The organism is Paenarthrobacter sp. C1 (assembly GCF_049315185.1).
Lineage (GTDB): Bacteria > Actinomycetota > Actinomycetes > Actinomycetales > Micrococcaceae > Arthrobacter > Arthrobacter nicotinovorans.
The window spans coordinates 1,294,767-1,320,159 of sequence record NZ_CP186052.1; the positions used below are offsets into that span (position 1 = coordinate 1,294,767).

Below are 25,393 nucleotides of genomic sequence, written 5' to 3' on the forward strand. Positions count from 1 at the left end.
CGGTGCCCGGTCAAGCAGCCGGCCGGGCACCGCAACCAACCTCAACCCAAAGGACACACCATGACGAACAACGTAGAAGCAGACACCATCGGCAACTGGGTCGGCCACACAGCCAAGTCGGGCGCCCCAGACGCTATCCAGAAGGCAGTAATCGGGCGCGGCCTTGAGCTCTTGACCGACGCTGCGGGCAGCAACTCGCGGAACAAAGGTTTCCATCAGGATTGGCCGAGCTATAACGGCGAGGGCGAGCCCTACGAGCGCAGCCACGACGCCGGCGAAATGCGCCGTGCCATCGTCGAAAAGCTCGCCCTGATCCATGAGGAGATCTCGGAAGCCCTGGGCGAGATCCGCAGCGGGCACTCAGCCAAAGATGTCTACTACTCCAACGTGGTAAAGCTGCAGCCCTACCCGGGGTCTGTCGCTACCGAAGAACACCGTACTTGGTTCAACCAGGACTGGGAACCGATCGATGATGCCCTTCCTCATGAAGGAAGCCGCCCAGTACTGAAGCCCGAAGGATTCGGTGTCGAGCTGGCTGACGCGGTTATCCGCATCGCCGACTTGGCCTACCTGACAGGAGTGGACCTCGGAGCGCTGGTCCTCGAAAAGATGACCTACAACGCCACGCGTCCGCATAAGCACGGCCGACAGTTCTAGTGGCGGGACCGCACAAGAACTTCCCACTCACTCAGAGGGAGTTCCACGAGCAGGCGGCAGCAATCGCCTTCCAGCCACACCACTGGCCGGACCTCCCGCCCCGCACAGAGCAAGCACCAGCCGCAGCACCGAACCCATTCGTCCGAAACCCCGCACTCGTAAAGGAAGAACCGTGAGCACTGAACCGCACGCCAAACCCTTCGCAGACTTCCTCGCCCAGCAAGGCCGAGCACATGAGGAACTCACCGAAGGCCTGCACCAGGTCATCGCCGCCGTCGAGGAAACCGGCAAGCCCGGCTCCGTCACCCTCACCATCAAGATCGACCCGGACAAGAAAGCCTCCGGCGTATTCCGCATCAGCGACAACGTCACCGTCAAGGTACCCGCCCACGACCGCGGCGCACGCATCTACTTCAAGGACGACTCCGGCAACCTGTCCCGGTCCAACCCCAACCAGCCCGAACTCGAAGGACTCCGCGACGTCTCCGCACCCGCCGAAGTCCGCCAGCTCAAGGAAGTGAACTAACCCATGACCGAAGCACGCACCGAAGCTGAGGCTGTCGCCCAGTACGCCCAGCAAGCCCACGACCCCGCAGAGCTGGAAGCCGGGAAACTGTTCCTCGTCGCTGACCAGTTCGGCGGAGTGAAGCAGATCGACACCCTCGACTACGCATCCACGCCCCTGAGGAAGAAGGGCGCAACCATCGTCGCCGACTTCGACTCCTTCAAGCAGTACCTGGACAAGCATGGACGCATCGACGAAACCGAAGTCATCGCCAACGTCACCGCAGGCACCTTCCTCGCATCCCTCAACGCCGGCGACTCCGAGCACCCCGGCTGGGGCGACCACACCGCCACCCTCCGCCTGTCCAAGTCCCCCGAATGGCTCCGCTGGTCCGAGCGCTCCGGAAAGCTGATGACGCAGGCCGACTTCGCAGAGTTCATCGAGGACAACGCCAAGGACATAGTCAACCCGTCCAGCGCCGAAGTACTCGAAATCGCACAATCCCTTCAGGTGAAGCGCGGCGTGGAGTTCGAGTCAGGCACCCGCCTCGCCGACGGCAACGTCCAGTTCGGTTACCGAGAGAACACCACAGCGACCGCCGGCAACGTTGGCCAGCTGAGCATCCCCGAGAAGATCACCCTTGCCCTGCGCCCGTTCAAGAACGGCGAACAGTACGCAGTGAACGCGATCTTCCGGTACCGACTCCAAGGCAGCCAACTCACCCTCGGCTACAAGCTGCAGGACCCGGAGAAGGTCATCGAGGATGCATTTGAAAGCGTCGCCAAGGAAGTGAGCGACTACACGGCACAGCGGGACTTCCTCTACCTGAACGCTGGCTAACACCCCCAAGGAACTGGCACAGCCTCGTTACCTGGCCCGAGCGCCTGGGGCTGTGCCAGAACAGGGCCTGATAGGCAACCCACCACCCGAAGCTCCAATTCCCCCATTTCAGGCGGCAACGGACGGGACCCGGTTCGAATCCGGGCAGGCCCACCACCACGACAACCAACCTCACCTAACCGAAAGGAGCCACAGCAATGGCTCAGGACACCACACCCCACGAAGGCATGACATGCACCTTCGGCAGCGGCAAGACCGTCTGGGAGATCGTCAAGGTCAACCGCAACCATGACGGCAGCATCAAGGACCTGCACCTCTCCAAGTACTTGGGCGACGGCTACACCAACCGCTGGGCTCAGCCCTGCGAGATCCGCAATCTCAAAGCGCAGACCCTCCGCGTATCACTGGCAACCATCCTCGCCCTCCGCGAAGAAGCCGAGAAGGCAGCCAAGAAAGTCCAGGACTCCATCCGGAGCAAAGCCCGCCCCGGCCAGCTCATGGAAATCGTCGGCGACACCAACTCCACCCTCGCCAACTACGCCCACGTCTATGCCATCCACCTCGAGGACGTCGAGAAGGAAGTAGCGGAGGCCCAGGCATGAGCCGGCGCGTCAAGGAGATCAAAACCACAGTCACCCACGAATGCGGCTTCAGCAAGACTGCGCGCACGCCTGGCATCGCTGAGCACTCCCTCCGTAAGCACTCCTGCGAACGGCAGCGGGAGATTCAGGACCGCGCCGCCAGGGTGGAAGCACGTAAGACCCGTGAAGGCATCAAGAGGGACTGCCAGTGCAAGATCGCCAACCACGTCCACGGCACCCGCCTCGCCTACGTTGTCGACAAGTGCCGCTGCCGTTCCTGCACTGATGCAGCGACCCTGGCCGAGAACAACAGGAACAAGCAAATCGCCTTCGGCAGGTATGACACCGGACGGGTTGACGCCACCGAAGTTCGCGCGCACATCCTCGCCCTCATGGAAGCCGGCGTATCCATGAAACGACTCGCAGCGGTAGCCGGGATGTCCCACTCCGCAGTGTCCGCCGTCGTCTACGGACGCACCGAACGCGGGCACACCGCTTACCGTCGCGTCCACAAGAACACCGCGGCGAAGATCCTGGCTATCAAGCCGACCTTGGAGAACATGGCACCCAACCGGTACATCGATTCCACTGGTGCCATCCGCCGGCTGCAGGCCCTCGTGGCTATTGGCTGGTCACAGCAGCGCCTGGCGCAGAAGCTCGGGATGAACCGGTCTAATTTCGGCGCCATGATGAACGCTGACCAGTGCACCGTCCGTCGCGTCATCAGCATCCATGAACTCTATGAGCGCCTCTGGAACCAGCCCCAAACCGGCACGGACTGGCACAGCAAGACCTCAGCCACCAGGGCACGCAATCACGCCAAGGCCCGCGGCTGGGCATCGCCCCTGGCGTGGGATGACGACACGATCGACAATCCGGACGCGCAGCCAGAGCTTGGCACGAAGCTCAAGCTGCGCGACACCATCGCCGAGGACGTCGAGTTCATGCACAAGACCGGCGCCAGCATCGATGAAATCTCCGAACGCCTCGGCAACCCTTGGCAGTCCATCGAACGCCAGCTCCACCGCATGGGACGCGGTGACCTGGTTACCCGCGTCAAGACTGACAACCGCGAGAACGGTCGGAAGGCCAGCAAAGGAAGCCGGGCAGCATGAGGAACAAGCAGATCAGCACCGGGAACATCAGGATGTTCCTCACCGGATGCAAGTGCGGCCGCGCGTTCGAATCAGACCGGCCTCTTGAACAGGTCCCGGACCACATCCACAACCACCGGCTCATCAGCGGCAACAACGTCCACACCTGCACCGGCTGCTCCTGGGAGGTAGAGACCTTCACCCCTGCCCAGGACCCGGTCACCGTCGCCGCGGTAAATGCGGCTTTCGCCAAGCACCTACTTACCACCGCAATCGAGGAGTCAGCATGAGCGTGATTGAATACCCGGCCAAGTCCTTTCACAAGCTCACACGCAAGCAGCTCATCACCCTCGCTATTGCGCTGGAAGAGCAGCGGGACAGGGCCATTGCCAAGTCAGAGGAACTACCGCAGGCGGTACTCGACCACATCAATCAGCGCAGCGAGTACGTGCAAGCGGCCCCATTTCTAACGACGACGCCGACTACTACCGCTGGCAGGGACACATGGAGGCGCGCCGGCAACTGGCGGAGAGCCTCGGCTACACGGTGCCCTACAAGGTGACTGACCGGACCGAGAAGGTCCCAGCAAAACTCGATGAGCCGGAATGACCACCGTGGAGCGGCTCGCGGAACTCGCGATCAACTGCCCACACCTCGCACGCAAACTCCAGATGCTTCCACCGGAGCAGCTGGCCCAGATACTCACCGATAAGGAAGCCGCCAGTTGAGCACCCTCCACGCAGCCCAAGCCCTCGCCGCAGCGGGACTGTCAGTCGTCCCGGTCATGACCGACGGCACCAAACGCCCCGCCGGCAACTGGAAGGAATACCAGACCCTCCGCGCATCCAACGCCAAGCTCGCCGAATGGTTCAGCCAGGGCGACTACGGCGTCGGCATCATCACCGGCACCATCTCCGGCAACGTCGAAATGGCCGAAGTCGAAGGCCGCGGCGCCGACCGACTTCCCGAAATCGCGCAACTGGCCACCGACTCCGGCATGGGCGAACTGTGGGCCAAGCTCTGCAACGGCTGGCTCGAACAGTCACCCTCCGGCGGGTGGCACTGGTTCTACAAGATTGACTACCCCGAGAACTTTAAGTTCCCTGGCAACACCAAACTCGCCAAGGCTGCGAACAAGGAAACCCTCGCCGAGACCCGCTCCCAGGGCGGATTCGTTGTCGTCGCACCCTCCGCCGGTTCGGTCCACCCGACCGGCAAACCTTGGGTGCGCGTGGCTGGTGGTCCGGAGTCCATCCCGACCATCAGCCCGGATGAGCGCGAAGCGTTCCACTCCATCCTCGGCACCCTCAACGAATACACACCCGCAGCAACACAGCAGGCCTTCAGCGTCACCACCACTGAACGGGATCCGCTCGAGGGCACCACCCCGGGTGACGATTACGAGAACAAGACCACCTGGCCGGACATCCTCGGCCCCGCAGGCTGGACGAAGCTCTTCACCTCCGGACGCACCACCTACTGGCGCAGGCCCGGGAAGAACCTCGGCATCTCCGCCACCACAGGCAACGCCGAGGACCGCGACCGCCTGTTCGTATTCACCTCCTCGACCGAGTTTGAGCAGGAAACCCCGTACACGAAGTTCGGGGCCTACGCCCTCCTGCACCACCGCGGGGACCACGCAGCAGCGGCCTCGGCGCTCCGTAAAGCCGGGCACGGGTCCGAACCACAGCGCCCCGTCCGCGTACCGCTACCCGGCAAACTCGTCACAACACCACCCGTAACCGTGACATCGACCCCGAATATGCACCAACCGTCCGAAATTATGCAGACGGCGGGGACATCCGCGCTGGCCACCGTGCACCAGCTCGACGATCACCGCGACGCCACCGTGACCCTTGCCCGGTCCGACGACGGCAACGCCCAGGCACTCATCGACGAGTACGGTGGCCGGCTCCGGTACTGCTCCGACCGTGGCCGGTGGCTCGCATGGTCAGGGAACGTGTGGCAGTGGCAGCAAGGCACCGGCGGCGCTGCCCGGGAGTACGCCAAAGCTATTGCAAGGGCCTTGCCAGAAGCCGGCACCGAAGCGCAGAACCACAAGCGCCGGGCCCTCTCGGCCAAGGGCACCTCTGACATGCTCACCCAAGCCCAAACGGACCCGCGCATCACCGTCACTATTGACATGCTTGACGCCCACCCCTGGGAGCTGAACACCCCTGGCGGCATCATCGACCTCCGCACCGGGCAGCTTTCCCCACCGGATCCGGCGAAGCTCCACACCCGCATCACCACCTGCGCCCCGGACTTCACCGCCGACTCCACCATGTGGGACACCTTCCTCGCCCAAACCTTCCCAGAAGGTGAGGAGCTCATCGGCTACATGCAACGCCTCATCGGATACTCGGCCGTCGGCGAGGTCCGCGAACACCTCCTCCCGTTCGGTTACGGCGGCGGCGGTAATGGCAAGGGTGTGCTTCTTGAAACCATCCGCGCCGTCCTGGGCGACTACGCCACCACCTCACCCAACGGGTTCCTCATGGCCACCAACTACTCAGCGCACACCACCGAAATAGCCCGCCTCGCAGGGGTCCGGTTCGTGATCTGCTCCGAAGTCAACGAAACCGACCGCTTCGACGAAGCCAAGGTCAAGCTCCTGGCCGGCGGTGACACCCTCACCGCACGGTTCATGCGCCAGGACGACTTCACCTTCACACCCACCCACCAGCTGTGGCTCCTCGGCAACCACCAACCAGCCGTCGAATCCGGCGGACACTCATTCTGGAGACGCCTACGCCTCATCCCCTTCACCCACACCGTCCCCGACGACAAACGAATAGACGACCTCCAAGGCATCCTCGCCAGATCCCACGGCCCAGCCGTCATGGCATGGATAGCCCGAGGAGCCGCAGCCTACGCAGCCACCGGCCTACAAGAACCAGCAGGCGTCAAAGCAGCCACCGCCGACTACGCACACTCCGTGGACACCGTCGGCAGGTTCCTCGAGGAAGAATGCACCCTCCACCCAGGAGACGCCGCAGCCCACCTCGCCACCGACGTCTCAGCCATCAGGGCAGCCTACGAACGGTGGTGCCTCGACAACGGCGAAACACCCCTCAGAGGACGCGCCTTCCAATCCCAGATCGCCCGCCACGGCGTCCTCACCGGACCCAACGCGCCCCGAGGAACCGGAGGCACCCGACGCTACGGCGGAGTCACTCTGCTCTCGGCAAAGACCGAACAGGACGACCACGACGGCGACCGAGGAGGCTGGTAGTGGCCTCGACACACGGCGCCGTATCCCAGCACGCCCAGGCACCCGCATGCCCACATCAGGCACTTATCCACAGACAGGGCTGCATCCGAGTGACAGCAAATTCTCCGCATGAAATCAGGGGAGTGACACGAGTGACGCGAGATTCGTCGGATAGCCTACGTGCGCGCACGCGTAGGACAAGCAACAAAAGTTATGTCACTAAAGTCCTAAGCAACCTTACTAGTGACACGGTGACACGAAATCTGACTTATCAGTTTCACTGCGGGCGCACGCACCCACGGTCGGACTCAACAAGAGTCATGTCCCTAGCGTCACTCGGTTAGGGCGAACCTGAAAATGAACCAACCAGCTCTGTTCTCCACGCCGAAGCGCACCACACGCACGCCAGGCAAAGATGACTGGCTCAAGACCCTCCTCGAAAACAAGACCGGCGGTTTCCGAGCCGCTAGGTGGGAACGCTGCAACACCTGCCAAGAACTCACACTCCACGGCATGGACGCGGACATGTGCGCAGGCATGGTCACCGCAGACCCCACACCGCTTTCCCCGCAACAAGAACTCGCCTGCATGATCATCGGCCGGCCAACCTTCACCCTCAAACCCAGAGGCCAAGCCTACGAACTCCACGACAGGCGGGACGCGCACAAGCACGGGCCACGACCACCAGACCACAAAGGCCGCACAGTCATCCCAGCCCACCAATGCGGCGCAAGATTCCCAGGCTTCATCCAACGACCAACCACCAAGGAGACACCCAATGCAGAACCAGACTTCTAACCCTCAGCTCCCGGAAGCTGACCTCATGCCAGCGCTCCAGCAGATCGACGGCATGGTCAACGACGTCGAAGGCCAGCGACTCGTCCAGAACATCCACGATCGCAAGCAAGCCAAAGAGGTTGCACACTACTTCAAGTTCTCTACCAACTGGCAGGCCGGCAAGCGGCTCTGCGGTACCTGCAAGCTGACCTACGACCAGGGCGACCACCTCGAGCTAAACAACCTCAAGCCATTCACCAACTACGTCTGCCCCACCGGTGGAGGGTACGGACACAGCAGCGTCTGGACTGGCGATCGTGACAGCCGCCCAGAGCTGAAAAGCACCAGAGACGCCTACTGCATCTGCGGAGTCGAGTACGTCGAAGTCGACAACGAAAAGTGGAAACTCTCCTGGGAGATGCTCGACCACTTCACGGGCAATTGGAAGACCGTCAAAGTTGTCCGCTCCAAGCACGAAGCTCACGCCCAGCACGAAGGCCTTCAAAGCCTCATCCCGTCCGGCGAGGTTCGCAACATCAAGCTCAAGAAGAAGGGCAAGAATTGAGCCTCCTCGCCATCGACCCTGGGAACACCCACTCCGGCTACGCCCTGATCGAGCCGGGCACCTGCCGGCCAATCAAGGTTGGCAAGATCCCCAACGAGGAAGTACTTGAGCTCATCAGGTTCACCAGCTACGACCACCTCAGTATCGAGATGATCGCCTCCTATGGCATGGCCGTCGGCAAGGAAGTCTTCGACACCTGCGTCTGGATCGGCCGGTTCATCCAGCACCACAAAAATCGAGTCGCCGAGTACGCCAACTACGACCTCGTCTACCGCCGCGAAGTAAAACTCCACCACTGCAACGCCACCAGCGCCAAAGACGCCAACATCATCCAGGCACTTATCGACCGCTTCGCCTGCGGAGAACCCAACCGCGGCAAAGGCACCAAAGCAAACCCCGGATGGTTCTACGGATTCGCCGCCGACATCTGGCAGGCCTACGCCCTCGCCGTACTCACCAGCGACACCCTCGAAAGGAAAGCAGCATGAGTAAGAAACCTCTTGAACTCACGATCTACCCAGAAGGCGGATGCGAAATGTCCGCCGATTGTGCCCTCAGGGTTAGATGCGTTGACTGCGTGGAAGAGCTAGACAAGCGCCTGGACGATGCCGAGCTCGCCGCCGAGTACCACGCCAACGAATCTCAGGCGTGGCGGATGTTCTGCCGCCGGCCAGAGTTCATCGACCAAAAGGCAGCAGTGCAGATCGAAGATCGAGAGGTAATCCTCCGTCGATTCATCACCCTGCCCCACTATGACGAGGGGTCCGAATGAGAACCGTCATCGATGACCTCAACTGGATCTACGACCGCTGGTCAGACCTCCGCGCCACCATCCACCGCGGCACACCCAAACCATGGCGCGAACCCACCCTCACCCTCGAACAACGCGGACGCCTGGACGAACTCGCCCGACTGGAGAAACTGGAACGCGGCGCCTTCACCCTCGGCGAATCGCCAGCACCCATTCACCTTGACGCACTGGACCGCGCCATCGACCTCACCGCTACCATGGTCAGGCTCGCCCGCACCATGGCCGAGGAGCTGCAGCATCAGGCGGTGATCATCCGAGCTGCACGCCACCGCTACGATGACCCGCTCCTGCTCATCCGGTATGTGCGCTCACACTTCAGCGACGTCAAGCCCGAGCTGGGGGAGGCAATAGAGGAGGAGGTAGCCAGGCTGCGCGCCGGCCTCGCCCACCACTTCTCGGAGATCGGAGTAGGCCAGCGACTCAAGACGGACTGCCCATGGTGCGACCAGCCCAGCCTCTACGTCCGGCTCATCGGGCCCGAGGGTAACGGCCAGCCCATCATCAGGTGCGAGTCCGGAACGTGCAACCCGGATCATGCAGGCTGCGGCACCTGGCATCGCGGGATGCCAGCATGGCCGTTCCACGAATGGGAGTGGCTGGCTAAGAGCATCCAGCACGCAGAACAACGCAGGGCAGAAAGCCTGTCAGCTCAGCTACAACGAGCCGTCTAACCCAGCGACACGCGCATGAACCTGTTTGGGTACAAAAGGTTATCCACAGGTTAGCGCTCTGATATCCTTAGAAGCACGTCGAGCCATACCTTTTTCAGGAGCTGGGGCTTCTTTCAGGTGCTGACGACAAGTGAATAGCCACCCATTGCGCCGACGGTCACACGTTCGCAAGTGGCGGTGGCCAGGCTGACGGGGCGCACGTGAGGGCAACCAAGACCGTGGCCGGTTCGATTCCGGCACAGCTTGCGGGGATACCAAGAGATCCCTCCATGAGATACAAAGCCTGCTCTTCCACAGGCACCGAGGCCCGGCTGTTCCCCATAGCAGCCGGGCCTCACTCATTCCACTGAACAGAGCGAGGTGTCACATGAAGATCGCCATCCACACCACAGACGGCGGACAGCTCGACATCAAGGACTTCGACCAAGGATCCTTCATGGAACTCCTCAACGAGTTCGGCAACGAGCGCACCACCCTCCTCAGCTTCGCCCTCGACACTGGCATGGCCTACGTCGTGAAGGCTGCTGTCGTCCGCATCGACACCTTCGACTGACCATGCCGCACGCACCACGCAAGCCATGCCCCACACCCGGATGCCCAGAGCTGCTGCAACCAGGACAGCGACGCTGCACCAAGCACGGGCAGCAGCACGAACAGCAACGAGGCAGCAGGCAACAGCGAGGCTACGACCGCAAGCACGACCAACTCCGCAGACAGTGGGCACCATCAGTTGCCACTGGATCCATCAGGTGCTGGCGTTGCGATGAGCTGATCCTCAAGGGCCAAGCATGGGACCTAGGACACGACGATAACGACCGCGCCAAGTACCGAGGACCCGAGCACGCCAACGGATGCAACAGGCGCGCAGCGGGCCTCAAATCACATCGACAGCAACTACCAACACCGCCGCCTTTCTAGGGCGCTCAGGGGGTGGGGGGTGACCCCTCCGCCCCCACCCTTGCCGGACCGCCGGGGAGGGTTTTTCCTACTGCCGCAGGTTAGAGCTTTTTGATCAGGGAGGTTTTTCATGCCTGGTCCGGCCCGTAAACCAGCCCTGCAAATCGTCCGCGAAGGCAACCCTTCGAAGCGTCCGATTCCGGAGCACATCGTTGTCCCGCCGGCTACCTTCGATGAGCCTGACTGGGCCGCCGAATTCCCGATTGGCCAGGTTGGCCGTAAGCCTTCCAAGCCGAAGCTCAACGACGCGGGCAGCTTCGAAGAGTTCCAGAAGCAATTGGCCATGTACGAATGGGACTTGGACCGCTGGAGCCGCAAGGCTGTGGCTGCGGAAGCTTCCAAGTTCAGCCGCAAGCGCGCCGGCGAAGAGTGGGCACGCGTGGTCCCCATCCTCAAGGTGTCTGTGGGCCTCGGCAACCTTGACTTCGCCACCGTCGTGGATCTCTGCGTTTGCGTGGCACGCCTGGAATGGTGTGAGCGGCAGATCAGCCGGGAAGGCCTGATCGTTGAGGGCCAGCGCGGCCCGTGCCGGAACCCTTTGACGACGGTGGCCACTGCCTACCGCACTCAGTTCAAGACCTACATCCGTGAGCTCGGCTTGTCTCCTTCTGCCCGGACGGGTGTCCCGTCTCGGAAGGACGACGATGACGACGACGATCCGTTCGACTAAGGAACTACTCGACCAGCTACCGGTTCCTTACGAGGCCCTGGTAGAGCTGGGCATGACCCATGAGCAAATCATGGACGGCGTCGAACGGGCTCCGCTGGTCATCGGCTTCCAAGCTGACCAGCACCCGGACGCATGGTTCGACGTCGAGCGGGCACGCAAAGCGCTCCGCGCGATTGGCGCTTTCAAGCACACCAAGGGCCGGTGGGCCGGGCTGCCCATGAAACTGGGCGAGGGCCTGGACCCGTGGCAGGTTGTTTGGATCATGGCCCCGGTGTTCGGCTGGGTCTACTACGACGCGGAAATCGACATTGTCGTGCGCGTCATCCGGACAGTGTGGATCGAGATCCCGCGTAAGAACGGCAAGTCCACCCTCACCTCGGCCATCTCAGGCGTCATGCTTCTCGCTGACGGTGAAGCTGGTGCCGAGGTTTACAACGCGGCCGGCTCCGCGCTGCAGGCCGGCCGCGTGTTCGAAGATGCCAAGCGCATGCTCCAGACTTCCCGGGCTGCTGCCAAGCGCATCGAGCCACTCAAGGATGTTGTCCGCGTCCCCAAGACTGGCAGCATTCTCCGCGTCCTGTCCCGAGTCGCTGAAACCGCGCACGGCCTGAATGTCTCCGCTGCAACCATCGACGAGGTGCACACCCTCAAGCTGCGCCGTGCCCTGGTGGAAGCCATCGAAACGGGCGTCGGCGCGCGCGACCAGCCGCTCATCGTGTTCATCACTACCGCTGACGAAGCGGAAGAGGGCACGATCTACGACGAGAAGCACGTCTACACGCGAAACGTGGCCAACGGCATCGTCAAAGACCCTGCGCACTACGGCGTTATCTGGGCGGCCGCCGAAACTGACGACCCGTTCTCCGAAGCCACGCAGAAGAAAGCCAACCCGGGCTATGGCAAGTCGCCGACCAAGGCGTACTTGCAGCGTGAAGCACTGAAAGCGCAGTCCTCGCCGACGTACTTCCCGACGTACTGCCGGTTGTCGCTGAATCTGCGCATGCGCTCGCAGACCCGTTGGCTTGACCTGAACAAGATTGATGCGCTGACGGTTGACGTTGACCGTGCCTCGCTGCGTGGCCGGCGTGCCTGGGCAGGCTTGGACCTTTCCGCCGTTGCCGACTTCACCGCCTGGGCGGTGTGGGTAGAATCCCGAACCCCGGGCCGCGAACTGGACCTCCTCACCCATTATTGGGTGCCGGGGGAGCGAGTCGAAGCCTTGGAGAAGCAGCTCATGGTGCCTCTCCAAGAGTGGATTGACCAAGGGTTCGTGACTGCCACCGAGGGGGACGTCATCGACTACAGCTCGGTGAAGGCAAAAGCGATCGGCGATTGCCACCACTTCGACATGCAGCGAGTCTCCTACGACCGCATGTTCGCTGGCCAGCTGGTGCAAGACCTCGACGAGGAACTGAACGGCGTGGACATCGCACCAGTGGCTCAGACCTTCATGGGTCTATCCCCTGCGTGCAAGGAAGTGGAACGCCTCATCGGCGCCAAGTCAGTCGCGATCCAGACGAATCCGGTGACCAGATGGATGGCTTCCGTGGTTGAGGTCAAGAACGACGGCCTCGACAACATCCGGCCAGTCAAACCTGACCGGCAAAAGAGCGTCACCCGAATCGACGGCATCCAAGCCGCAGTCACCGGGCTCGACGGCCGCATCCGCGTAGCCAAGAAGGAATCTGACCTCACCCGGGTCCGAGGAAAAGTTTCCAGCCAATGAGAGGGGCAAAGGGTGCCTAAGTTCGAACCGCTTTCCCCTGAATGGTGGGTTTACCGGCTCCACAAGAAGCTCGCACAGCGTGCCGCTGATATCGAGTTGTATGACCGCTACTACCGTGGTGATCATCCACTTCCGTGGCTTGCCCCGCAGGCGCAGGAGGAATTCCGGCGCATCCTGAAGATGACCAGGTCGAACTACATGGGCCTCGTGTGCGATTCCCAAGTGGAACGCATGCACTTCGAGGGAATCCGTGTTGGTGACACCATGGAAGCCGACGCGGAAATGTGGGCAATCTGGGAAGAGAACCACCTCGATTCCGACTTCGACCAAGGCATCTTGGAAGCCACCATCGCTGGGCAGGCCTACCTTCTGGTTGCCCCGAACCCTGACAATGCCAAGCGTCCGCTGATGTGGATCGAACACCCCTCGCAGGTCATCGTTGAGTACGCTCCAGGAACCGGCCGGAACAAGCGCATCGCGGGCCTCAAGGTATGGCAGGACGATTGGACCGGCAAGCTCAACTCCACGCTGCAGTACGACGGCTACATTTGGAAGTTCGAATCAGAGCGTCCGGTGAACAGCCAGTCTGAGACTGACAGGATCCGCTGGGTACCCCGGGTTGTTGGCAAGGAAACATGGCCGGCAAAGAATCCGCTCACTGAAGTGACGTTCGTGGAGCTGCCGAACAATCCGCGCCTCCTCACCGGCGGCGTTTCGGAGATTCACGACCTCATTGACATCCAGGACCGCACCAACAAGACCATCGCCGACCGGCTGATGACTCAGGACTACGGTGCCTTCCCGCAGAAGTGGGCTAAGGCATGGCCTGAAGAGGATGCGAACGGAAACCCTACCAAGCAGATTGATGTGGGCAGGGACCGTATGGTCACTACGGACGTCAAAGAGGCTGAGTTTGGTCAGTGGGACGCGGCGCCGCTGGATCCTTACTCCGCAGCCAAGCGGGAAGACGTGAAGGACATTGCTTCACGGTCTCGTACGCCTGCTCAGTACTTGCTGGGTGAGATGTCCAACGTGAATGGCGAAACGCTCAAAGCCTCTGAGTCTGGGCTGGTGTCCAAGATTCGCCAGCGCATCAAACCTCACGCTGAGGGCCTCAAGGATGCGTTCCGGCTGGCTCGTAAAGCAGCGGACCTGCCTCCGTTGCCCATGGAGCCCATCTGGAAGAACCCAGAGTTCCGCACCGAGGGTGAGCTTGTCGATTCCTTGACCAAGATGGCCACCCTGGGCGTCCCTGAGGAAGCACTCTGGGAGCGCTGGGGAGCAAGTCCGCAGGAACGTGACCGGTGGCGGAAGTGGAACGCCGAGCGCCGTGAGGACCCGGTACTTACCAGAATCAACCGCGATTTGGTTGGTGACGACGCGGAGGCATGATGATCCCCGAGGCGACGACGGCACACTACAAGCGAATACAGCGGCTGCAAACCGCTGCGCTTCTTGTGGGCCGTCGCGCTTGGGCGAACGTCGACCTAGCCAACCTCAGCGTTTCCTGGGATCGGAACTTGGCACTGATCATCCCGGCTATCGCGACGTATCAGGAAGAAGCCGCCGTCTCGGGCGCCGGCTACGCCGCAGCCACACTCGCAGCTCAAGGCCTCTACGAAGCACCTCAGTACTTCGTTGACCCGGGAGCGTTCGCAGGCGCGGCCAGCGACGGCAGGACCCTCGAAGGGCTCCTCTTCTCACCGGTCACGAAAGTGAAAGCACTGATCGGCAAGGGCATGCCCGAAGCCAAGGCCATGAAGTCAGGGCGGCTGAGCCTAGACACTATGCTCCGGACCCAGATAGCTGACGCTGGCAGGGGAGCAGCTGGCGTGGATATCGCGACCAGGCAAAACACCGGCTACATAAGAATGCTCAACCCGCCGTCCTGCCCTCGCTGCTCAATCCTCGCCGGCAAGTTCTACCGCTGGAATGCAGGATTCAACCGGCACCCTCGATGCGATTGTGTCCACGTAGCCTCCACACGTTCAGCCATCGAGGCCGGCGCAAGTGAGGGCCTCGTTCATGACCCTTACGAGTACTTCCACTCGATGAGCACGCGTGAGCAGGACAAGCTGTACACCGTCTCTGGTGCTCAGGCTATTCGCGACGGCGCTGACATCTATCAAGTGGTCAACTCCAGCCGCGGCATGAAACCGGGCGGACTGATCACAACGGAAGGCACCTCCCGCAGAGGAGCGTTTCGCGCGTCCAACAGTGGAAAGCGCCGCCTCACCCCGGAAGCGATCTACCAGCAGGCAGGCGGCGACCGCGCCAAGACGTTGAAGCTGCTCGAATCCAATGGTTACATACTCCCCGGCGGCCAGACCCCTGGTGGATCCATCACCGGGGAACGCGAAGGCTTCGGCGCGTTAGGCCGTGGTGGTACCCGCGTAGGCGCACGCCAGGCAGTCGAAAACGCGCGCGAAACCGGTGTCAGGAACCCAACCAGCCGGGCCACCATGACCGAGGCCGAACGGCGAGCGTTCGACGCCAGGCAGCGGTGGGATGAGGTCCGGTCCGGACGCAACCCTTACGGACGGGGCAAGCTCACGCCCGAACTGGCCGCCGCAGTCGAAAACGACTACCGCAACGCCATTGTGCTGGGCGATACCCAGTGGAAACTCACAGCGCGCCGCAGCATGGGCGCCAAATAGATTTCCCCGCTACACCGCGGGGGACGCTCACGGCCAGCGTATGGCCGGTCATGCCGACGGGCTTACGGAAAAGGAAAGCAGGAACGATGTCTGAAACCACGCCGGAAACACCGGAGGGACAGGCCCCACCCGCAAACGAGTGGAAGCCACCCGCCAGCCAGGAAGACCTGGACCGGATCATCACGGAGCGACTTACCCGGGAACGGTCAAAGTACTCCGACTACGAAGATCTCAAGGCAAAGGAAGCGGAGTACAACGAGTACCTCGAATCCCAAAAGACCGATGAGCAGCGCCGCCAGGAGGAAGCCGAGAAGGCCAACACCGAGCGGGAGCAGGAACGGAAAGAAGCCGCAGACGCGAAAGCCGAGCTGGCGAGGACCCGGGCCGCGCTCAAGTACAAGCTCACCGAGGAAGACCTGGAGCTGCTCCAGTTCGTCCCTGCCGAACAGGTTGAAGAGACGGCCGAGAAAATCTCGAAACGCCTCACTCGCGAAGTCACCCCCGACTTCGACGGCGGGCATCGGACGCCGCCACCTGCAACCCCATCTATGAACAACATCATCCGTCAGGCCACTGGCCGGGGATAACGCCCACAGCACCAGCCGGCACGGCTGGCCCGCTGTTCCAACATTCACGAAACCGTAGGAGGTCACCGTGCCGTACAACAACATCATTTCCAGGACTGATGCGTCCGCACTCATTCCCGAGGAAGTCTCGACCGAGGTCTTCGACCACCTCCACGAGAACTCCGCGGCCCTGACGCTGTTCAAGCAGCGTCGCATGTCCCGCGGGCAGCAGCGCCTGCCTGTGAAGTCCGCGCTCCCGACGGCGTACTTCGTCAACGGCGATACCGGACTCAAGCAGACCACCGAGGTCAACTGGGACAACAAGTACCTGAATGTCGAGGAAATTGCGGCTATCGTGCCGATCCCCGAAGCAGTTCTTGACGACGCCGACTTCGACGTCTGGGCCGAAATCAAGCCCGACCTGCAGGAAGCAATCGGCCGGGCTCTCGACGCAGCAGTGTTCTTCGGCACGAACAAGCCTGCCTCCTGGCCGGCCGCAATCGTCGCCGGTGCCACCGCTGCCGGGAACGTCGCCGTCCGCGGCACCTCGAACGCAGCTGCAGGCGGCATCGCCGGTGACCTCTCCACCCTTTACGGGCTGGTTGAGGACGACGGCTACGACGTCAACGGACTCATCGCATCCCGTTCGCTCAAGGGTCGGCTGCGTAACGCCCGCGCCACTGACGGCCAGACCCTCAACGGCTTCTCCCAGACTGACGTGTACGGCATCGCACCGTCGTACCCGCTGCGGGGACTGTGGCCAACCGGCGTATCGGCTGCTGAAGCCGTTGCTGGCGACTTCAGCCGAGGCATCATCGGTATCCGCCGGGATCTCACCTACAAGGTCCTCACGGAAGCCGTGATCCAGGACAACGCCGGCGCGATCATCTACAACCTTGCCCAGCAGGACATGGTTGCCCTCCGCGTCGTTTTCCGCGTCGCGTTCGCCACGGCAAACCCGATCAATTTCGACAAGCCGACGGAAGCCGAGCGTTACCCGTTCGCTGTCCTCACTGCACCGGGCGCCTAACAAACACCGCGGCGGCCTCACAAGCTGGGGCCGCCGTACCCCATCTCATAACTCTTGAAGGAGGCCATCATGGCAACTGCTGAAAAGAAGGACGCAGGCGTCGCCAGCGTCCAGGAAAAGTTCGACAAGATCAATGAGCAGGGCTTCGTTGGGGAGGAAGTCGACAAGACCCCCAACGAGAACTACTCCGTAGCCGGTGTCACAGCTGGCAAGCCCACGCCTGAAACGACGAAGGGCAAGTAGTGGCTGACCCGGTGCTGGCCACGGTCGAACAGCTAGAAGCACGTCTTGGGCATGCCGTGGATGCTGACAGGGCTGAAGCATTGCTCGAGGACGCTTCAGCAATCGTCCGTGGCTACACCGGGCAGTACTTCACCAAAGTTGAGGACGACGTTGCAACCCTCGCAGTCAATCGAGGGCAGGTCACACTCCCTCAACGCCCAGCGGAGAAACCCTCACTGATCAGCAGGGCAGACGGTTCCGGAACGTATCCAAGCGGGTCCTGGTACTGGGGAGGCATCGGCGTCATCGACTTTGGTAGCCCCTCCTGGCTGGCAAACGGGCCAACCAGATCGTGGACTCCCCAAGCCGTCACGGTGACCTACACGCACGGTTTTGAGGAGATCCCCGCAGACGTCGTCGCCGTGGTCTGCCAAATGGTTGGCCGCGTCATCGACGGCACGGACACACCCGGCCTCCGATCTGAATCCATCGACGACTACCAGTACCAGATGGGCGGCAACATCGTTTCCGGTGCTGTTGCCCTGGTGCCGTCCGAGAAGGAAACCCTAGACCGCTACCGCCGCAGGTCAGGTTCGGTGAGGCTCCGGTGAGCGTCACGTCAGCAACAAGGATGGGACGTCGGGCCGCTGAGAGGAACATGCTCGACACCTGCAAGGTGGACCGTCCCAATGCCAAGCCGGTGACTGACCCTGTGACAGGCAAAGTAACCCGAGGTTCTGCCGAAGTTTATGCGGGCAAGTGCCGGCTGCAGCAGACCCTCGCCCAGGCATCCACGAAAGAAGCCGGAGAGCACCAGTTCACGGAGCAGGGTATCCAGTGGCAAACGCCAGTGGGGACCGGGCCTTTCCGAAAGGGTGATGTGGTCACGATGCTGACTTCCGAGCTGGACGGCCAACTGGTGGGCAAGGTCTACCGGGTGGAGCAGCTCTTCAACAAATCCCAAGCAACGTCCCAGCGTTGCCGAGTCGTGGAGGTTCTCTGATGGCCGGTATGAACGTGGACGCATCCGACCTAAAAGCGCTCGGCCAGGAGTTCCTTGAAGCTGCTGAGCAGATCATTCCCGAGGTCCGCAAAGTAGTCGAAAAGGGCTCCCTGAATATCAAGAAGGACATTCAGGAGAGCTTCCGTGGGTCCAGCTTCGAAGGAGCTGTCCGGGACATCCGCTACAGGGTGAAGAGCAGTGGCGACACGATAGAGGGCAGCATCGCCCCTTACCTGGACCACGAGGGTTTCGGCTCGCTTGTGGGTGTCGCTCTTTACGGAGGTTCCCGAGGGGGCGGCGGAACCGTAGTGGATCCACTCCATGCACTGCAGGCCGAAGCGCCCCGGTTCGAAGAGGCCATCTTGAACGTCGCAGGGCTGGTGCTCCGTGAGTAAAGCCCACTACGACGCTCTCGAAGATGCTCTGCCCAGCAGCAACTTCACGGTATTCCGCGGAGTCGCAGAATGGGAATCAACCGAGCAAAACCCTGATGGGGAACTCAGCGCTGACGACTACCCCTATATCGTCCTGGGCGGCAACCTCGGCCGCGACTACACCGAAGCTGCGAACGGTGACCCTGACACCCGGGAGATCCGGTTCAAGATCACCTACGCCGGGCTCACGTTCGATTCCGTCCTCGTCGTCATGGAAGCCGTCCGCGCCTCGCTCAACGGCCGGAAACTCGTCGTGCCCGGCTGGTCAAGCGGCATCCTCCGCCAGGAGCAGCTGCTCGACATCCGCGCCGACCGGGACGTAACCATTCCCGGGGTCGGCTTGCATCCCCAATACGCGGTAGACGAGTTCACCCTCGTGTCCGCTCGCTAGGAAACCCACACCGGCCCTGCGGGGCCACCACCAAAGGAGGCCCATTGTGGCAACCCCATCCAAGGTGACGGACCCTGCCGCAGGCGCGACGGAGTCCACCACTGAAACCGCAACGCCGGACGAAACGCCGGTCCGCAAGTACAACCCCAATAAGCGGGTTTACGTCTACGACAAAGAGACCAAGGAGAAGCAGCCCAACCCCGTCCCTGAGACGTGGCTGGACGGACGCTTCCCCCGGCTCGCTGAAGTTCCTTCCAAGAAAGCAGGTAAGTAGCCATGGTGCTCGGCCCCAAGATGCTCACTGACGCGAACCGACGACTCGCATGGGTCCCGACCATCGCGAACTACCACGAGGTGCTCCTGGCGGAGATCATCGCGGGCAAGGATGTCTCTTGCCTGATCACCGCCGCTGACTTCGCCCTCGGTGCCACTGGTGACGACTCGATCAACGATCCGGCGTACTGCGCTTCTTCGAACTCGACGGCCCCCGGCCGGACGAACTACGAGGCAGCAATGAACTTCTTCCGATTCAAGAATGCCATCGATGACACAGCGTGGACCACGTTCACGGGCAAGAACATCGGCGGCTACCTCGTGGAGCGTATCGGCCAGATCGCCGACGGCGAGAAGGCACATGAAGTTGATTGGGCTGTCGGTGACGAGATCCGCGTATTCCAGGTCCTCACCAACACCCCGCAGGTCCTCGCACCGTCCGGTGCAGGCTACGAGAAGTTCCGCCAGGTCTTCTCCGTGCAGGACCTCGTGGACGAGCGCGCGGTAATCGTCGCCGCCACGCCGTAACAAGCTGCCGGCCGGAGGGTTTTCCAAGGTTCCCTCCGGCCGGCGTTCCTCCCAAACCTTGACCCACACACTTCGAAAAACCTTGGAGGTTTTCACCATGACTGAATCCATCAACCTCGACGACTGGCTCGACGGCGCGAAGCGCACCGAACGGTCTGTCACCCTGTACGCCCGTAATGATCTCCTCGCCGACATCGACGAGCTGGAAGCCAAGCTGCGGCAGGTCCAGGAAGTCCCATTCGAGGACCGGAGCATGGGGGAGTCTGCACCTGGCAAGGACCTGCAGGACAAGATTGACGAGCTGTACATCGAGTTGGACCAGTCCAAAATGGTGTTCCGCGTCAGCTTCCTCGACGACGAAGAACTCGAAGCCGTCAATGAGGAAGTCAAAAAGGACCTCAGGAACGAGATCGATAAGGCTGCTTCTGCTGCCCGAGCCGAGGCCCGGGAGAAGTGCAAGCGCTCCGAGGTCACCGCCGTGAATGACATCAACACCATCGTGCGGACGATGGCCAACGCCGCAGCTGAGGAAGTCATCCGAAAGGAAGCGGACCTGCGCACCATCACCAAGGCGGTTGTGTCCCCGCAGCTCACACTCGACCGAGCTCGCAAGATGGCCAAGACCGTCGGTGAAGCGCAGATGAATCTGCTGAAGCAGGCGTACAGCCGGGCAGCCAACGAAGCACCTCAGGTGGCAGTCCCAAAATCGTCGAAGCCCTCGCCGACCGACGATGGAAGCATGTCCTCCTAGAAGCCCAAACTGCCCGCGCATGGAAAGTCCCACAGACTGTCCTGCGCGGGCGCAAGGACAACGGCACATGGACTGACCGGGATCGCATCATGGCTCTAGCCCTGACCGCCTACGAGCAAGGCCTCTGCCCTGGATGCGGGCTCCATCACTCAGTCACCCGCGGCGACCACAACGTAGGCCGGCACGAAGCTGATGACCAAGTGATCTGCCACGGCTGCGAAACGCTGGAAGCCAAGAGGGCAGACAAAACCCGGCAAGTGTTCCCCGGCCAAAAGATCACCCTCCGGGAAGTGGACGGCTGGGGTTAGCGGCTACTGCCACGCTTCACATAACCAACGATGACCAGCAGCAGGCCAACAACGAGGGCGCCGAACAGCATCCCCGCGTTCCCTTGACCTGCGCTGGCCGTCAAGGCAAAGAGAACAACCCCCAACACAGCCAAGATGACACCGCCACGGATCCACATCGAACCGGGCCTGCTCACACTCTTTTGTTCGCTCATGCCCCTGATCTAACCACAACTGAATACTGCCCCTGGAGGTTACCGTGGCCGAGCGTAGCGTCGTTGTCCGCGTCAAGGCCGAAATAGCCGACTTCCGTAAGCAGATGCAGGAAGCCTCAAAGGCCACGCAGGACGTCGCTGACAAGGCCCAGGACACCGCCAAAAGGTCAGGCACGGCTCTCGGCCAAATGGTGCAGTCCGCGTCCCGCCACGAGGAAGCCTGGCGCTCCACCGGAAACACCCTGCTCGGAGTCGGCGCGGCCATCTCCCTGGGCGTTGGCATGGCCATCAAGTCCTACATGGCGTTCGACAAAGCCATGTCCGAGGTCCGCGCCGCGACGCACGCCTCAGCCGGGGACATGGAATTGCTCCGCGAGGCAGCCATACGCGCGGGTGCTGACACCTCGTACTCGGCCAAAGAAGCTGCTGACGGCATCAGCGAACTGGCGAAAGCTGGCGTCTCCACCAAGGACATCCTCAGCGGCGGCCTAAAGGGCGCGCTTTCCCTGGCCGCTGCTGGCTCCATGGAGGTTGCTGACGCAGCCGAACTGGGCGCCACTGCACTGAAGCAGTTCAAGCTGAGCGGTGACCAGCTCCCACACGTGGCTGACCTCCTTGCCGCTGGAGCTGGCAAGGCCCAAGGTTCCGTTGAGGACCTCGGTAACGCCCTCAAACAGGGTGGCCTGATTGCCTCCCAGACTGGCCTGTCCATCGAGGAAACCACCGGTGGTCTTGCTGCCTTCGCAGCGTCCGGCCTGCTCGGCTCTGACGCCGGTACCAGCTTCAAGACCATGCTGCAGGCCCTCACGCCGAACTCGGCAGCTGCAGCCAGCAAAATGGCTGAACTTGGTATCTCGGCGTACGACGCCCAGGGCAACTTCATCGGGCTGTCCCAGTTCGCGGGCAACCTGCAAGAGTCCATGAAGAAGCTCACGCCCGAGGCCCGCTCGGCAGCGATGGAAGTCATCTTCGGCTCTGATGCTGTCCGTGCCGCTAACGTCCTGTACGAAGAGGGCGCCGAGGGCATCTCCAAGTGGACCAAGGAAGTCAACGAAGCTGGCTTCGCGGCTGTCACCGCAGCCATCAAGCAGGACAACCTTGCTGGTGACCTCGAAAAGGTTGGCGGCTCGCTGGACTCCGTGTTCCTCAAATCAGGTTCCGGAGCCAACGACGTCCTGCGTGGACTCGCCCAGGGCGCGGATAAGCTCATCGATTCCATCGGTCAGATCCCCGGCCCGGTCCTGCAAGCCACGCTCGGTGTTGCTGCGCTGACTGGTGGAGCTGCTCTGCTCGGTGGTGCTTTCCTCACCACGTTCCCGAGGATCATCGAAGCCAAGCGCAACCTCGACGAGCTGACGATCTCCTCGCCGCGCACCGCGGCAGGACTAGCCAAGGTAACCAAAGCTGCCACGGTGGCCGGCATCGCACTGGCTGGGCTACAGATCGCCGGCGGCCTGGCGAACTCGGCAGCAGGATCCGGCCCGTCCTTTGAGCAGATGGCCAACCAGATCCTCAAGGCCTCCAAGGCCGGGGACAAATTCGGGGAGACCTTCGACAAGAGCTTCCTCACCAACGTCGGCGACATCGGCAACCTGAAGGACCTCTTCAAGGCCTCCGATCAGGACGACTTCACCGGATTCCTGAACAACGCAGCCAAGCAACTGACCGGCTACGAATCCACCGTGCACAGGGCCACCAACGCACTCGGCCAAGCGGACCAGGTGCTTGCCAGCATGTCCAAGGCCGGCAACAGCAAGGCAGCAGCGGACAACTTCAGGCAGTTCGCCGAAGCGTCCAAAGAAGCCGGACTTTCGCAAGAGAAGCTGTTCGCCCGGTTCCCGTCCTACAGGGACTCTTTGCTCGAGCAAGCGCGTGCCGTCGGAATCAACCTGACCCAGCAGGAACTTTACGACTACGCAATGGGCAAGGTCCCTGGGAAGCTGTTGGCCGCGCAAGCGTCCACAGAGGGCCAAGCCAAGGCAGCCGAGTACCAGGCGAAAGCCACGGAGGAAGCCGAGAAGGCTCTCGCCGAAATGGGCCTCGCAGCGGACGGCACAATCTCGTCGCTGTCCAAGCTGCTGGACGTCATGTTCGCAACCGGCCTTGCCACCCTCTCCGCCCGGGACGCGGAGGCCGCCTTCCAAGAAACCTTGGACGGGCTCAAGGTCAAGATCGACGAGGTCAACGCATCCCAGACAGCTGGCAACGCGGTCATGGATGCCGCAACGGGCAGCTTCGACCTCACAAGCGAAGCAGGCCGGGCAGCGAATGGGGTCTTTGGTGACCTGGCCCAGAAAGCCATCGCAACAACACAGGCAATGGCGAACAACGGCGCCACCCAAGTCGACCTGCAAGCGAAGCTCGGAACCACCTACCGTTCGCTGTATGACGCGGCGATAGCTTTTGGCGCTTCCGAGACAAAGGCTGACGACCTGGCGCGCTCTGCACTGGGCATCCCCAAGGATGTTCCCATTGAAACGGCAATCCAGAACTACGCCGATTCCATGGCGAAACTGCAAGGCGTCAAGGGCGCTGTTGATGGGCTGCCCTCCCGCAAGGACATCGAGATTAGCATCCTTGAACGGACCACGAAGCTTACCCAGTACGAGGAAATCTTCGGGTCCACTGGCAAGTCAGCCAGCTTGTTCGAGGCCCAGAACGGTGGAGCAACGGGTGGGCAAGTAGCCGAGATCATGGGCTTCTACAGCGGAGGCCGTGTCCCGGCCCGACGGCCAGCGAACATGTCCAAAGACAACGTGCTTGGGCTGGTCAACGGGAAGCCAATTGGGCTGCAAGGTCAGGAATGGATCGTCAACGGCCCGCAGTCAGACCGCAACGATCACTGGCTGCGCGCTGTCAACGACGGCCTGAACCTGGACGACGTGTTCGCGGCCGCCTACCAAGCACCGTCGAAGTCCTTGGCGGGCGGCTACGGATCCACCATGGGTTTCGGCGGCTACCAAGAAACGTCGGCAGCTGCTTTCGGTGGCGTGAATGTTGCAGCTCCGAACGTGCGGGTGTTCATCGGCAACGAACAGATCGATGCACGGATCGAAGTCGTGGCCGGCTCAGTCCTTGGTGCAGCCGATACCAACTCCCAGTACATGCGAAAAGGAAGAGGGTAACCCATGGTTGCTGTCACTGCTGAGGAGCTCACACCGGACCCCGCGCCAAAGGCCGGCATCACCATCACCGGCCTTGGCGTGGGCGCCTCCATCGTCAACGTGTGGCGTACCGCGGATGGGCGACGTAAACCCGTCCGCGGTGCCCGCCGGATCCTCATGAACGACGCATCTTTCGTCACTGATTGGGATGTGCCCACCAACCGGCGAGTCAGTTACGAGGTAGAGGTGCTGTCCGGGCCCAACGGTCCGGCCCGCGCCAACGCGGAAGCTGTCACCGTTCCGTCCGACTGCTCCTGGCTCATGGACCCGTTCGTCCCGCAGACAGCCATTCCCGTCTTTGGGCTGCGGAAGAACAAGGGCGACATCTACCTCCGCAGCCAGGCGCTAGCCGCACTGGAGTACGGCGCGGATATCTCCATGTTCAACGTCATGGGCTCGAAGGAACCAATGGCGCTCTTTGGCGAACGGATGGCGGAGAAGGGCTTGGACCTTTCCATGGGCACCCGATCAGCCGAAGAGAACACCAAACTCAAGGCGCTGCTGAATTCAACCTCCGGGTTCCTGTTCCGTCCCGGACCCGAACTGGAGGGACTGGACCTCGACGGTTCCATGTTCATCGCCATCCCATCACCCGTGCAGCTCCCCGTCGATGTTGGCTACGGCGGAGAGATGACGTGGTGGGACCTCAAAGCGGACACCGTCATGGCACCAACCATCAAGGTACTCACCGCCACCTTCACCTACGGCGACGTGCAGATGCTCTTCACCACCTACGGGCAGAAGCAAGACGCAATGGCCGGCAGAACGTACCTGGACGACCTAAAGAACCCGCTTGGCTAAGGA

Annotated in this window: 32 protein-coding genes and 1 tRNA gene; 32 read left to right on the top strand and 1 reads right to left on the bottom strand. The window is 62.0% G+C overall.

Features of this window, described 5'->3' with window-relative positions; all coding sequences use genetic code 11:
- The first annotated feature begins 60 nt into the window (after positions 1–60).
- The 30 genes from ACNAOU_RS06240 (at position 61) to ACNAOU_RS06385 (ending at position 21,231) form a co-directional block, all read left to right on the top strand.
- Complete coding sequence (locus ACNAOU_RS06240; RefSeq protein WP_422758267.1) at positions 61–657, top strand: hypothetical protein; 597 nt, start codon at positions 61–63, stop codon at positions 655–657.
- A gap of 172 nt (positions 658–829) precedes the next feature.
- Positions 830–1,183 carry a hypothetical protein gene (locus tag ACNAOU_RS06245; protein ID WP_422758268.1) on the top strand — a complete coding sequence of 118 codons (354 nt, stop codon included), beginning with the start codon at positions 830–832 and terminating at the stop codon, positions 1,181–1,183.
- A gap of 3 nt (positions 1,184–1,186) precedes the next feature.
- The gene (locus ACNAOU_RS06250; protein WP_422758269.1) at positions 1,187–2,002 is read left to right on the top strand and encodes a DUF2303 family protein; all 816 of its coding nucleotides are present in this window, start codon (positions 1,187–1,189) and stop codon (positions 2,000–2,002) included.
- Positions 2,003–2,065: 63 nt separating this feature from the next.
- Positions 2,066–2,158, top strand: a tRNA-OTHER gene (locus ACNAOU_RS06255).
- A 41-nt stretch (positions 2,159–2,199) separates the two neighbouring features.
- Positions 2,200–2,604, top strand: coding sequence for a hypothetical protein (locus ACNAOU_RS06260; RefSeq protein WP_422758270.1), 405 nt, complete (start codon positions 2,200–2,202; stop codon positions 2,602–2,604).
- A complete protein-coding gene (locus tag ACNAOU_RS06265; RefSeq protein WP_422758271.1) occupies positions 2,601–3,698 on the top strand; it encodes a hypothetical protein in 1,098 nt (365 codons plus the stop codon). Before ACNAOU_RS06260 ends, ACNAOU_RS06265 begins: the two co-directional genes overlap by 4 nt.
- Entirely contained in the window at positions 3,695–3,967 is a 273-nt protein-coding gene (locus tag ACNAOU_RS06270) for a hypothetical protein (protein WP_422758272.1), read from the top strand. Before ACNAOU_RS06265 ends, ACNAOU_RS06270 begins: the two co-directional genes overlap by 4 nt.
- 315 nt (positions 3,968–4,282) lie before the next feature.
- Positions 4,283–4,405, top strand: a complete 123-nt coding sequence (locus tag ACNAOU_RS06275) for a hypothetical protein (protein ID WP_422758273.1) — start codon at positions 4,283–4,285, stop codon at positions 4,403–4,405.
- Complete coding sequence (locus ACNAOU_RS06280) at positions 4,402–6,912, top strand: phage/plasmid primase, P4 family (protein ID WP_422758274.1); 2,511 nt, start codon at positions 4,402–4,404, stop codon at positions 6,910–6,912. The genes ACNAOU_RS06275 and ACNAOU_RS06280 overlap by 4 nt, the downstream gene beginning before the upstream one ends.
- 336 nt (positions 6,913–7,248) lie before the next feature.
- Positions 7,249–7,689: a hypothetical protein gene (locus ACNAOU_RS06285; protein ID WP_422758275.1), complete on the top strand. Its 441-nt coding sequence runs from the start codon at positions 7,249–7,251 to the stop codon at positions 7,687–7,689.
- On the top strand, positions 7,670–8,233 hold the full coding sequence (locus ACNAOU_RS06290) for a hypothetical protein (RefSeq protein WP_422758276.1): 564 nt from the start codon (positions 7,670–7,672) through the stop codon (positions 8,231–8,233). Before ACNAOU_RS06285 ends, ACNAOU_RS06290 begins: the two co-directional genes overlap by 20 nt.
- Positions 8,230–8,721, top strand: coding sequence for a hypothetical protein (locus tag ACNAOU_RS06295; RefSeq protein ID WP_422758277.1), 492 nt, complete (start codon positions 8,230–8,232; stop codon positions 8,719–8,721). Before ACNAOU_RS06290 ends, ACNAOU_RS06295 begins: the two co-directional genes overlap by 4 nt.
- Positions 8,718–9,005: a hypothetical protein gene (locus ACNAOU_RS06300; protein WP_422758278.1), complete on the top strand. Its 288-nt coding sequence runs from the start codon at positions 8,718–8,720 to the stop codon at positions 9,003–9,005. The genes ACNAOU_RS06295 and ACNAOU_RS06300 overlap by 4 nt, the downstream gene beginning before the upstream one ends.
- On the top strand, positions 9,002–9,715 hold the full coding sequence (locus ACNAOU_RS06305) for a hypothetical protein (RefSeq protein ID WP_422758279.1): 714 nt from the start codon (positions 9,002–9,004) through the stop codon (positions 9,713–9,715). Before ACNAOU_RS06300 ends, ACNAOU_RS06305 begins: the two co-directional genes overlap by 4 nt.
- A 367-nt stretch (positions 9,716–10,082) precedes the next feature.
- Positions 10,083–10,268 (top strand): hypothetical protein, encoded by a 186-nt coding sequence (locus ACNAOU_RS06310; protein WP_422758280.1) that lies wholly within the window; start codon positions 10,083–10,085, stop codon positions 10,266–10,268.
- Between the two features lie 474 nt (positions 10,269–10,742).
- Positions 10,743–11,342 carry a phage terminase small subunit P27 family gene (locus ACNAOU_RS06315; protein WP_055974760.1) on the top strand — a complete coding sequence of 200 codons (600 nt, stop codon included), beginning with the start codon at positions 10,743–10,745 and terminating at the stop codon, positions 11,340–11,342.
- Entirely contained in the window at positions 11,317–13,068 is a 1,752-nt protein-coding gene (locus ACNAOU_RS06320; protein WP_422758281.1) for a terminase large subunit, read from the top strand. The genes ACNAOU_RS06315 and ACNAOU_RS06320 overlap by 26 nt, the downstream gene beginning before the upstream one ends.
- 12 nt (positions 13,069–13,080) lie before the next feature.
- Complete coding sequence (locus tag ACNAOU_RS06325) at positions 13,081–14,460, top strand: phage portal protein (protein WP_055974766.1); 1,380 nt, start codon at positions 13,081–13,083, stop codon at positions 14,458–14,460.
- Positions 14,457–15,725: a hypothetical protein gene (locus ACNAOU_RS06330; protein WP_422758282.1), complete on the top strand. Its 1,269-nt coding sequence runs from the start codon at positions 14,457–14,459 to the stop codon at positions 15,723–15,725. The genes ACNAOU_RS06325 and ACNAOU_RS06330 overlap by 4 nt, the downstream gene beginning before the upstream one ends.
- A gap of 86 nt (positions 15,726–15,811) precedes the next feature.
- The gene (locus ACNAOU_RS06335; RefSeq protein WP_055974771.1) at positions 15,812–16,312 is read left to right on the top strand and encodes a hypothetical protein; all 501 of its coding nucleotides are present in this window, start codon (positions 15,812–15,814) and stop codon (positions 16,310–16,312) included.
- A gap of 67 nt (positions 16,313–16,379) precedes the next feature.
- Positions 16,380–17,321: a phage major capsid protein gene (locus ACNAOU_RS06340; RefSeq protein WP_422758283.1), complete on the top strand. Its 942-nt coding sequence runs from the start codon at positions 16,380–16,382 to the stop codon at positions 17,319–17,321.
- Between the two features lie 69 nt (positions 17,322–17,390).
- Positions 17,391–17,564, top strand: coding sequence for a hypothetical protein (locus ACNAOU_RS06345; RefSeq protein ID WP_156369800.1), 174 nt, complete (start codon positions 17,391–17,393; stop codon positions 17,562–17,564).
- Entirely contained in the window at positions 17,564–18,154 is a 591-nt protein-coding gene (locus tag ACNAOU_RS06350; RefSeq protein WP_422758284.1) for a hypothetical protein, read from the top strand. Before ACNAOU_RS06345 ends, ACNAOU_RS06350 begins: the two co-directional genes overlap by 1 nt.
- A 47-nt stretch (positions 18,155–18,201) precedes the next feature.
- Complete coding sequence (locus ACNAOU_RS06355) at positions 18,202–18,546, top strand: DUF6093 family protein (RefSeq protein ID WP_422758285.1); 345 nt, start codon at positions 18,202–18,204, stop codon at positions 18,544–18,546.
- Positions 18,546–18,941: a hypothetical protein gene (locus tag ACNAOU_RS06360; protein WP_422758286.1), complete on the top strand. Its 396-nt coding sequence runs from the start codon at positions 18,546–18,548 to the stop codon at positions 18,939–18,941. The genes ACNAOU_RS06355 and ACNAOU_RS06360 overlap by 1 nt, the downstream gene beginning before the upstream one ends.
- On the top strand, positions 18,934–19,371 hold the full coding sequence (locus tag ACNAOU_RS06365; protein WP_422758287.1) for a hypothetical protein: 438 nt from the start codon (positions 18,934–18,936) through the stop codon (positions 19,369–19,371). Before ACNAOU_RS06360 ends, ACNAOU_RS06365 begins: the two co-directional genes overlap by 8 nt.
- A 46-nt stretch (positions 19,372–19,417) precedes the next feature.
- Positions 19,418–19,645, top strand: a complete 228-nt coding sequence (locus ACNAOU_RS06370) for a hypothetical protein (protein WP_422758288.1) — start codon at positions 19,418–19,420, stop codon at positions 19,643–19,645.
- A gap of 2 nt (positions 19,646–19,647) precedes the next feature.
- Positions 19,648–20,172, top strand: coding sequence for a hypothetical protein (locus ACNAOU_RS06375; RefSeq protein ID WP_422758289.1), 525 nt, complete (start codon positions 19,648–19,650; stop codon positions 20,170–20,172).
- A gap of 97 nt (positions 20,173–20,269) precedes the next feature.
- Entirely contained in the window at positions 20,270–20,923 is a 654-nt protein-coding gene (locus ACNAOU_RS06380; RefSeq protein ID WP_422758290.1) for a hypothetical protein, read from the top strand.
- Positions 20,924–21,012: 89 nt separating this feature from the next.
- On the top strand, positions 21,013–21,231 hold the full coding sequence (locus tag ACNAOU_RS06385) for a hypothetical protein (protein WP_422758291.1): 219 nt from the start codon (positions 21,013–21,015) through the stop codon (positions 21,229–21,231).
- Here ACNAOU_RS06385 and ACNAOU_RS06390 read toward each other — a convergent pair.
- Positions 21,228–21,425 carry a hypothetical protein gene (locus tag ACNAOU_RS06390; protein WP_422758292.1) on the bottom strand — a complete coding sequence of 66 codons (198 nt, stop codon included), beginning with the start codon at positions 21,423–21,425 and terminating at the stop codon, positions 21,228–21,230. The genes ACNAOU_RS06385 and ACNAOU_RS06390 overlap by 4 nt on opposite strands.
- Before the next feature lie 44 nt (positions 21,426–21,469).
- On the opposite strand from ACNAOU_RS06390, the gene ACNAOU_RS06395 reads away from it, so the two are divergent.
- Together ACNAOU_RS06395 and ACNAOU_RS06400 are read left to right on the top strand one after the other, a co-directional pair.
- Positions 21,470–24,550 (top strand): phage tail tape measure protein, encoded by a 3,081-nt coding sequence (locus ACNAOU_RS06395; protein WP_422758293.1) that lies wholly within the window; start codon positions 21,470–21,472, stop codon positions 24,548–24,550.
- Positions 24,551–24,553: 3 nt separating this feature from the next.
- The gene (locus ACNAOU_RS06400) at positions 24,554–25,390 is read left to right on the top strand and encodes a hypothetical protein (protein WP_422758294.1); all 837 of its coding nucleotides are present in this window, start codon (positions 24,554–24,556) and stop codon (positions 25,388–25,390) included.
- Positions 25,391–25,393 lie beyond the last annotated feature (3 nt).

What these genes read in the sequence shown, in the direction of transcription:
- ACNAOU_RS06285 (WP_422758275.1), top strand. Translation starts at nt 7,249, where the DNA reads ATGAACCAACCAGCTCTGTTCTCCACGCCGAAGCGCACCACACGCACG.
- ACNAOU_RS06330 (WP_422758282.1), top strand. Translation starts at nt 14,457, where the DNA reads ATGATGATCCCCGAGGCGACGACGGCACACTACAAGCGAATACAGCGG.
- ACNAOU_RS06260 (WP_422758270.1), top strand. Translation starts at nt 2,200, where the DNA reads ATGGCTCAGGACACCACACCCCACGAAGGCATGACATGCACCTTCGGC.
- ACNAOU_RS06300 (WP_422758278.1), top strand. Translation starts at nt 8,718, where the DNA reads ATGAGTAAGAAACCTCTTGAACTCACGATCTACCCAGAAGGCGGATGC.
- ACNAOU_RS06390 (WP_422758292.1), bottom strand. Translation starts at nt 21,425, where the DNA reads ATGAGCGAACAAAAGAGTGTGAGCAGGCCCGGTTCGATGTGGATCCGT.
- ACNAOU_RS06270 (WP_422758272.1), top strand. Translation starts at nt 3,695, where the DNA reads ATGAGGAACAAGCAGATCAGCACCGGGAACATCAGGATGTTCCTCACC.
- ACNAOU_RS06250 (WP_422758269.1), top strand. Translation starts at nt 1,187, where the DNA reads ATGACCGAAGCACGCACCGAAGCTGAGGCTGTCGCCCAGTACGCCCAG.
- ACNAOU_RS06355 (WP_422758285.1), top strand. Translation starts at nt 18,202, where the DNA reads ATGCTCGACACCTGCAAGGTGGACCGTCCCAATGCCAAGCCGGTGACT.
- ACNAOU_RS06275 (WP_422758273.1), top strand. Translation starts at nt 4,283, where the DNA reads ATGACCACCGTGGAGCGGCTCGCGGAACTCGCGATCAACTGCCCACAC.
- ACNAOU_RS06310 (WP_422758280.1), top strand. Translation starts at nt 10,083, where the DNA reads ATGAAGATCGCCATCCACACCACAGACGGCGGACAGCTCGACATCAAG.
- ACNAOU_RS06305 (WP_422758279.1), top strand. Translation starts at nt 9,002, where the DNA reads ATGAGAACCGTCATCGATGACCTCAACTGGATCTACGACCGCTGGTCA.
- ACNAOU_RS06315 (WP_055974760.1), top strand. Translation starts at nt 10,743, where the DNA reads ATGCCTGGTCCGGCCCGTAAACCAGCCCTGCAAATCGTCCGCGAAGGC.
- ACNAOU_RS06335 (WP_055974771.1), top strand. Translation starts at nt 15,812, where the DNA reads ATGTCTGAAACCACGCCGGAAACACCGGAGGGACAGGCCCCACCCGCA.
- ACNAOU_RS06380 (WP_422758290.1), top strand. Translation starts at nt 20,270, where the DNA reads ATGACTGAATCCATCAACCTCGACGACTGGCTCGACGGCGCGAAGCGC.
- ACNAOU_RS06320 (WP_422758281.1), top strand. Translation starts at nt 11,317, where the DNA reads ATGACGACGACGATCCGTTCGACTAAGGAACTACTCGACCAGCTACCG.
- ACNAOU_RS06400 (WP_422758294.1), top strand. Translation starts at nt 24,554, where the DNA reads ATGGTTGCTGTCACTGCTGAGGAGCTCACACCGGACCCCGCGCCAAAG.
- ACNAOU_RS06385 (WP_422758291.1), top strand. Translation starts at nt 21,013, where the DNA reads ATGGCTCTAGCCCTGACCGCCTACGAGCAAGGCCTCTGCCCTGGATGC.
- ACNAOU_RS06375 (WP_422758289.1), top strand. Translation starts at nt 19,648, where the DNA reads ATGGTGCTCGGCCCCAAGATGCTCACTGACGCGAACCGACGACTCGCA.
- ACNAOU_RS06265 (WP_422758271.1), top strand. Translation starts at nt 2,601, where the DNA reads ATGAGCCGGCGCGTCAAGGAGATCAAAACCACAGTCACCCACGAATGC.
- ACNAOU_RS06345 (WP_156369800.1), top strand. Translation starts at nt 17,391, where the DNA reads ATGGCAACTGCTGAAAAGAAGGACGCAGGCGTCGCCAGCGTCCAGGAA.
- ACNAOU_RS06360 (WP_422758286.1), top strand. Translation starts at nt 18,546, where the DNA reads ATGGCCGGTATGAACGTGGACGCATCCGACCTAAAAGCGCTCGGCCAG.
- ACNAOU_RS06290 (WP_422758276.1), top strand. Translation starts at nt 7,670, where the DNA reads ATGCAGAACCAGACTTCTAACCCTCAGCTCCCGGAAGCTGACCTCATG.
- ACNAOU_RS06240 (WP_422758267.1), top strand. Translation starts at nt 61, where the DNA reads ATGACGAACAACGTAGAAGCAGACACCATCGGCAACTGGGTCGGCCAC.